This is a genomic window from Microbispora sitophila (genome assembly GCF_014892245.1).
GTDB classification, from domain to species: Bacteria; Actinomycetota; Actinomycetes; order Streptosporangiales; family Streptosporangiaceae; genus Microbispora; species Microbispora siamensis.
Map to the genome: position 1 here is coordinate 287,102 of NZ_JADBGC010000009.1, position 6,619 is coordinate 293,720.

Genomic DNA, 6,619 nt, shown 5'->3' on the forward strand with positions numbered 1-6,619 from the left:
GGGCCTCCCTTCCAATCGAGAACGCTACCCTTTTCGGCGTGATCAGATGGCGCAAGGGCGAAGTGGTGCGGGTCCGGCGCGAGTGGCCGGGGGCGGTGGAACTCGACGTCGCCGTCGCCGAGGGCGAGTGCCGGGCGCTCGCCTATCCCCCGCTGGTGGGACGCCCTGAAGTGGGCGACACCGTGTTGCTCAACACGACCGCCCTCGCCATGGGTCTCGGTACGGGAGGGTACGCCATGGTGGTGGCCGTCCCGGACCGTTTACCGCAAGATCCTTCCGGACCCGGTCACCTGGTGAAGGCACGCTACACCCCGTTGCAGGCCACCGTGCTCGGCGCGGACGAGCAGGAGTCCCCGCACCACGAGGCGCTGCGGGAGGCCGACTCGGTCGACGGCATGCCCGTGGTGGTCGCCGACCTGCACTCCGCCCTGCCCGCGATCCTGTGCGGTCTGTACGCGGACTCCCCGGGGATCAGGGTGGCGTACGTGATGCAGGACGGCGGGGCGCTGCCGGCCTGGTTCTCGATGTCGTGCGCGGCGCTGCGCGAGCGCGACTGGCTGTGCGGGGTGGTGACGACCGGCCAGTCCTTCGGCGGGGACGTCGAGGCGGTCACGCTGCACACCGGCCTGCTGGCCGCCCGTCACGTGCTCGGCGCCGACGTCGCCGTGGTCACGCAGGGGCCGGGCAACCTCGGCACCGGCACCCGCTGGGGATTTTCCGGCGTGGCCGCGGGCGAGGCGGTGAACGCCGCCGCCGTGCTGGCCGGGCGGCCCGTGGCCGCGCTGCGGGTCAGCGAGGGCGACCGCCGCGAGCGGCACATCGGGGTGTCGCACCACTCGCTCACGGCCTACGGCCGGGTCGCACTGGCCCCGGCCCGGGTCGTCGTGCCGGACCTGCCCGGCGCGTTCGGGGCGACGGTGCGCGAGCAGGCCGCGGCCCTGGCCACACGCCACGAGATCGTGACCGTGCCGGTGGAGGGCCTGCACGAGGCGCTCAAGGCGTCGCCCGTGCGGCTGTCCACCATGGGCCGCGGCCTGGAGGAGGACCTGGCCTACTTCGTGACCTCCGCCGCCGCCGGGAGGCACGCGGCGTCACTGCTGTCGTAGAAATCCTTGAACGTGAACGCCTCCGGGCCCGGTCCCTGTGCCCGGAGCAGGTCCAGGCGCGCCATGGCCTCGTCGAGCGGCGGCAGGTGGCCCTCGGACACCCACCACATCACCGTGTACGGCTCGGCGATCCGGTGAAACCACTCCCGACGGCGCCGCATCACCTCCAGATGGGCGCTGCGGTAGACGAAGTTCCACAACGTGTCGCGGGACTCCCAGACCGAGAGGTTCACGACCAGCATCGGCCCGTAGTCGTGCTGGATCAGGTCCGTGGGCTCATCGCCCTCCTTCATGCGCCAGACGAAGCCGGGCGCGGCGTCCGACACCTGGTAGATCGGCGCCAGAGCGGCGAGGAAGTCCGCCAGCGCGGGGGAGTCGAGGGGTTCCCTGAGATGGGCGACGTTGAGCTGGGCGAGATGCATGTCCCGATTCTATGTCAATCTACGTTGTTTTTAGAAGGCCCGAAGGCCACACAGCACTCCTCCGGTCTCGGGTCGAGCGCCGCGGTGACGCCGTTCTCCCCGAGGCCGGCCAGCAGGCCCTCGCACAGCGCGAGGTTCATCGAGCACACGAGCAGCGGATGACTGTCGGCCAGCACGTGGAAGGGGCAATTGCGCAGCCGCACCCGCCCGTCCTCCTCGTACGGCTCGTAGCCACGCGCACGCAGCACCTCCATGAGGTCGCCGGACGCGTCGGCGGCGGCGAGGCGCTCCCCCGCCCGCCGCGCGGCCTCCTCGGCCTTCTCCTCGCCGCCCAGCAGGTCGACGGTCTCCGCGAGCACGAGCGCGAGCGTTTGGTAGTCGCGGGGCGGCAGGCTCACGGTCCGCTCCTCACGCACCCGCCGGTAGACCTTGGCCGGGCGGCCGCCGCCGGGGCCGACCCTGCCGCTCAGCCGCCGGAAGGCCGCCTCCAGCAGGCCCGCCTCCACCAGTTTGTCCAGATGGTGGGCCGCCAGCGTGCGCTGGACGCCGGTCGCCTCGGCCGCCTCGTTGCGGCCCACGTCCCGCCCCTGCTCGGCCACGAACCTGTACAGCGCCCGCCGTACGGGATCGCCGAGCACGCTGATCGACTCCAGGTCGTCGCTCGTCACAGCCGGAGTCTAGGCGGGCGGACCGGACCATCGGACCTGCGGCCGGGACGGCCGGTCAAGGAGGGCGTTGACACCGCCGCGGCATGCTGCTTTCATTAGGAAACCTTACTAACTAAACCCCCCCTCCGGAGGGCTCACCCCCGCCCCGCGCCCCCTTCCCGCCACGACGAACGGCCGCGGGCGGAGAACGGAGCGACGCACGTGAAAGACCCGCTGATCAGGCGCACTCCCCGGCGCGCGGCTCTGCTGCTCGTGGCCGCCGCCGCGGCCGTACTCCCCGCGAACGCGGCGGGAGCCGTCACCGGCGGCCCGGCCTCTCCGGCCTCCTCTGCCCGGGACGCCGTGAAGGTCACCGTCAAGGCGCCGGTCGACCTCACGGACCCGAAGAAGAAGGAGATCGCGATGGAGCTCGTCTCCAGCGCGGAGAACTCCTCACTCGATTGGAAGGCCCAGTACAAGTACATCGAGGACATCGACGACGGACGCGGCTACACCGCCGGGATCATCGGCTTCTGCTCCGGCACCGGCGACATGCTCGACCTGGTCGAGCTCTACACCACGCGCAAGCCCGGCAACGTGCTGGCCAAGTATCTGCCCGCGCTGCGGAAGGTGAACGGCACCGACTCGCACAAGGGGCTCGACCCGGACTTCCCCAGGGACTGGCGCACCGCCGCCGCCGATCCCGTCTTCCAGCAGGCGCAGAACGACGAGCGCGACCGGGTCTACTTCAACCCGGCCGTGGCCCAGGCCAAGGCCGACGGCCTGCGCGCGCTCGGGCAGTTCGTCTACTACGACGCCATCGTGATGCACGGCCCCGGCACCGACCCGGTCAGCTTCGGCGGCATCCGCAAGACGGCCATGAAGAAGGCGAAGACCCCGGCGCAGGGCGGCGACGAGGTCGCCTATCTCAACGCGTTCCTGGACGCCCGCAAGGCGGCGATGAAGACCGAGGAGGCGCACAGCGACACCAGCCGGGTCGACACGGCCCAGCGGGTGTTCCTCAGGAACGGCAACCTCGACCTCGACCCGCCGCTGCGCTGGAAGGTCTATGGCGACAGCTACCAGATCCTCAGCTGACGCCCGTACGGCAAGGGCCCCTCCCACCGGACCGGTGAGAGGGGCCCCTGCTTTCCCTGGCTGTCAGGCCGCGCCGAGGACGTCCACGACGAAGACGAGCGTGTCGGTGCCCTTGATGCCGCCCTGGGCGTTGCCCTCCTTGCCGTAGCCGAGGTCCGGCGGGATCGTCAGCAGGACGCGGCTGCCGACCGGGACGCCGGTCAGGCCCTGCGCCCAGCCCTTGACGACCTGGTCGAGGGCGAACGTCGCGGGCTGGCCGCGCTCCCAGCTGGAGTCGAACTGCTTGTCGGTGCCCCAGATCTTGCCGACGTAGTGGGCGAGGACCGTCTGACCGGCCTTCACCTCGGGGCCGCCGCCCTTGATCACGGTCTTGACGACCAGCTTCTTGGGCGCCTTCTCACTGGTCTTGGTGGTCAGCGTCGGGGCCTTCTCGCCGCCGGCGTTCTCGACCTTCACGCCGGCGACGCCGGGGTCGACGGCGGTGCCCTGGACGGACTTCAGCGCGGCCGACAGCACGTCGATCACCAGCACCTGGGACGTGGTGTTGAAGTCCTGGCCCTGCTGCTTGGCCTGGCTGAGCTGCTCCGCGCTCAGGTTGTCCTTGGCGACCACGGCCATCACCCGGCCGCCCGGCTTGGCGCCGACCAGCGCCTCGTGCAGCGCCTTTGGCAGCTGCGGGCTGACCGAGACGAACTCCGACTTGCCCTGGTCGTAGTCGGAGCCGGCCGCCTTGTTCTCCTTGCCGTCCCAGTTGTAGACGGTGACGTTGGCGGTGAGGACGTCACCGTCCTTGGCCGGGGTGCCCTGGCCCTCGATGACCTTGATGGAGGCGGACGTGAGCGAGGGCTTGCCCGCCGGGAAGGTCAGGGTGGGCTTCTTGCCGGCCTCTCCCGTCACCTTGATGGCCGAGGCGGCGGCCTGGCCACTGGAGGTGGGGCTCGCGCTGGACGCGCTCTTCTGCGCGGTTCCGCAGGCGGCGGCGAGCAACAGGGGTAGGACGGCGACGAGTGCCGTACGACGGCGCATATGGGAATCCTCAAACAGACAGCGGGTCCGGGCCAGGCTACCCGAACCCGCCGTCAGAGCGGTGTAAGAGATCACATGCCCGCGATGAGCTTGTCGACCCTCTCGTCGACACTGCGGAACGGATCCTTGCACAGCACCGTCCGCTGGGCCTGGTCGTTGAGCTTCAGGTGCACCCAGTCGACGGTGAAGTCGCGCCGCTTCTCCTGGGCCTTGCGGATGAACTCTCCGCGCAGCTTGGCCCGTGTGGTCTGCGGCGGAACCGACTTGGCCTCGAAGATGCGGACGTCGTCGGCCACCCTCTCGACGGCCCCCCGCTTCTGCAGGAGGTAGAACAGCCCGCGCTTGCGGTGGACGTCGTGGTAGGCCAGGTCGAGCTGCGCGACGCGCGGCGACGACAGCGGCAGGTCGTACTTCTGTCTGTAACGTTCAATCATCTGGTACTTGGTGACCCAGTCGATCTCCCGCGAGACGAGGTCGAGGTTGCCGGTCTCGACCGCCCGCAGCGTGCGCTCCCACAGCTCCAGCACCCGCTTGGCGGTGGCGTCTCCGCCGCGCCGGTCGACGAAGTCCTGCGCCTTGGTCAGGTACTCCTGCTGGATCTCCAGCGACGAGGCCTCGCGGCCGTTGGCCAGGCGCACTCTGCGCCGGCCCGTCATGTCGTGGGAGACCTCCCGGATCGCCCTGATGGGGTTCTCCAGGGACAGGTCGCGCATCACCACGCCGGCCTCGATCATGCGCAGCACCAGGTCGGTGGCGCCGACCTTGAGCAGCATCGTGGTCTCGCTCATGTTCGAGTCGCCCACGATGACGTGCAGCCGGCGGAACCGCTCGGCGTCCGCGTGCGGCTCGTCACGGGTGTTGATGATCGGCCGGGACCGGGTGGTCGCCGAGGAGACGCCCTCCCAGATGTGCTCGGCCCGCTGGGAGACGCAGTAGACGGCTCCGCGCGGGGTCTGCAGCACCTTGCCCGCGCCGCAGATTATCTGGCGCGTCACCAGATAAGGGATCAGGACGTCGGCCAGCCGCCCGAACTCCCCGTGCCGGCCCACGAGGTAGTTCTCGTGGCAGCCGTAGGAGTTGCCGGCCGAGTCGGTGTTGTTCTTGAACAGGTAGATGTCCCCTGCGATGCCCTCCTCGCGGAGCCGCTTCTCGGCGTCCACGAGGAGGCCCTCCAGGATCCGCTCCCCCGCCTTGTCGTGGGTGACCAGCTCCACGACGTTGTCGCACTCAGGGGTGGCGTACTCGGGATGGCTGCCCACGTCCAGGTAGAGACGTGCGCCGTTGCGCAGGAAGACGTTGCTCGATCGGCCCCAGGACACCACTCGCCGGAACAGGTACCGCGCCACCTCGTCCGGCGACAGCCTCCGCTGCCCGCGGAACGTGCAGGTGACGCCGTACTCGTTCTCCAGCCCGAATATGCGTCGATCCATCACCTCACACTATTCCCATAAACCGGCGGCCGAACAGTGATCAGGCGATGGAATGCCGAGAAGGAGCGGTCAGGCGGCGTAAATCTCCGTCACCTTGACGATCTGCCCGCCCTGAACCGTGATGAGCGCCCGCAGGTCGCCCGCGTCGGCCCGCAGGATCAGCTTGTCACGAGAGCAGCGCTGGGTGCCGAGGTACTGGCTGTCGATGGTCTGGTCCTTGCCGTTGCACCCGAGCGCGCTGAGGAACACCACGTTCTTCGCGATGGGCGCGGCGAAGGCCGTCACGTCGCCCTCCGGCGGCCCCTCGAAGTGGCCGCTGGTGCTGCCGCCGTACTCCTTGACGAACTTGACGGGCCGATACTCCGCCACGTTCTCGTCGTGCATGGCGACGAGCTGGCCGCGTACGACGCCGTCCCTGCTGGGGCTGAGCCCCTTGGTGAAGTCGTGCCCGGGGTCCGACTGGAGGGTCCCGCCAAAGGGGGCCGGTGCCTTGTCCGTGATCGGCGGCCCAGCCTTGCCCGGCTTCCGCGTCGGCGCGGTCGTGGCCGAGTCGGTGGGCGTGTCCGCCGTCGGCGTGCCGGAGGCCGCCGGGTCGGCGGACGGCTCCGCGGGCGACGCCGGGGCCGTCACCGTCACGGTGGCGGTCACTGTGGGCGAGGCCGAGGTGCCAGAGGCTCCGGAGCACGCGGTCAGCGACAGGAGGGCGACGGCGGCGGCCGGAACGCCCGCTCGCCGCAAGAGATCAAGAGTCGTCATAACGGGATGAGAGTAGCGAAATCGGAGTTGGGCTGAGCCGAAACGCCCGAGCCGGCCCATGAGACGGCGGCGCCGCGCCCCCCGGGAGGGGGCGGCGCCGCCGCCCGAAGGAACAAAAGACGGGGGGACACGCC

Annotated in this window: 7 protein-coding genes; 2 read left to right on the forward strand and 5 right to left on the reverse strand. The window is 70.2% G+C overall.

The window, feature by feature from the left end; all coding sequences use genetic code 11:
* The first annotated feature begins 38 nt into the window (after positions 1-38).
* Positions 39-1,106, forward strand: a complete 1,068-nt coding sequence (locus IL992_RS18880; protein ID WP_193204665.1) for a DUF3866 family protein — start codon at positions 39-41, stop codon at positions 1,104-1,106.
* On the opposite strand, the gene IL992_RS18885 is transcribed toward IL992_RS18880, so the two are convergent.
* Positions 1,052-1,528, reverse strand: a complete 477-nt coding sequence (locus IL992_RS18885) for a DUF3291 domain-containing protein (protein ID WP_193204666.1) — start codon at positions 1,526-1,528, stop codon at positions 1,052-1,054. The two genes, IL992_RS18880 and IL992_RS18885, sit on opposite strands and share 55 nt — an antisense overlap.
* Before the next feature lie 14 nt (positions 1,529-1,542).
* Entirely contained in the window at positions 1,543-2,196 is a 654-nt protein-coding gene (locus IL992_RS18890) for a helix-turn-helix transcriptional regulator (protein ID WP_193204667.1), read from the reverse strand.
* A gap of 201 nt (positions 2,197-2,397) precedes the next feature.
* Here IL992_RS18890 and IL992_RS18895 point away from each other — a divergent pair, with 201 nt between their 5' ends.
* Complete coding sequence (locus IL992_RS18895) at positions 2,398-3,273, forward strand: chitosanase (protein WP_319018658.1); 876 nt, start codon at positions 2,398-2,400, stop codon at positions 3,271-3,273.
* Between the two features lie 63 nt (positions 3,274-3,336).
* Here IL992_RS18895 and IL992_RS18900 read toward each other — a convergent pair whose 3' ends face one another.
* The 3 genes from IL992_RS18900 to IL992_RS18910 form a co-directional block, all read right to left on the reverse strand.
* Positions 3,337-4,299, reverse strand: a complete 963-nt coding sequence (locus IL992_RS18900; RefSeq protein WP_193204668.1) for an FKBP-type peptidyl-prolyl cis-trans isomerase — start codon at positions 4,297-4,299, stop codon at positions 3,337-3,339.
* A 71-nt stretch (positions 4,300-4,370) separates the two neighbouring features.
* Positions 4,371-5,729 carry a Pup--protein ligase gene (gene pafA, locus IL992_RS18905; protein ID WP_193204669.1) on the reverse strand — a complete coding sequence of 453 codons (1,359 nt, stop codon included), beginning with the start codon at positions 5,727-5,729 and terminating at the stop codon, positions 4,371-4,373.
* Positions 5,730-5,798: 69 nt separating this feature from the next.
* Entirely contained in the window at positions 5,799-6,485 is a 687-nt protein-coding gene (locus tag IL992_RS18910) for a RodZ family helix-turn-helix domain-containing protein (protein ID WP_193204670.1), read from the reverse strand.
* Positions 6,486-6,619 lie beyond the last annotated feature (134 nt).

Bases quoted from the DNA above. Each gene is read 5' to 3' on its own strand.
- IL992_RS18885 (WP_193204666.1), bottom strand. From the start codon at position 1,528: ATGCATCTCGCCCAGCTCAACGTCGCCCATCTCAGGGAACCCCTCGAC.
- IL992_RS18900 (WP_193204668.1), bottom strand. From the start codon at position 4,299: ATGCGCCGTCGTACGGCACTCGTCGCCGTCCTACCCCTGTTGCTCGCC.
- IL992_RS18910 (WP_193204670.1), bottom strand. From the start codon at position 6,485: ATGACGACTCTTGATCTCTTGCGGCGAGCGGGCGTTCCGGCCGCCGCC.
- pafA (WP_193204669.1), bottom strand. From the start codon at position 5,729: ATGGATCGACGCATATTCGGGCTGGAGAACGAGTACGGCGTCACCTGC.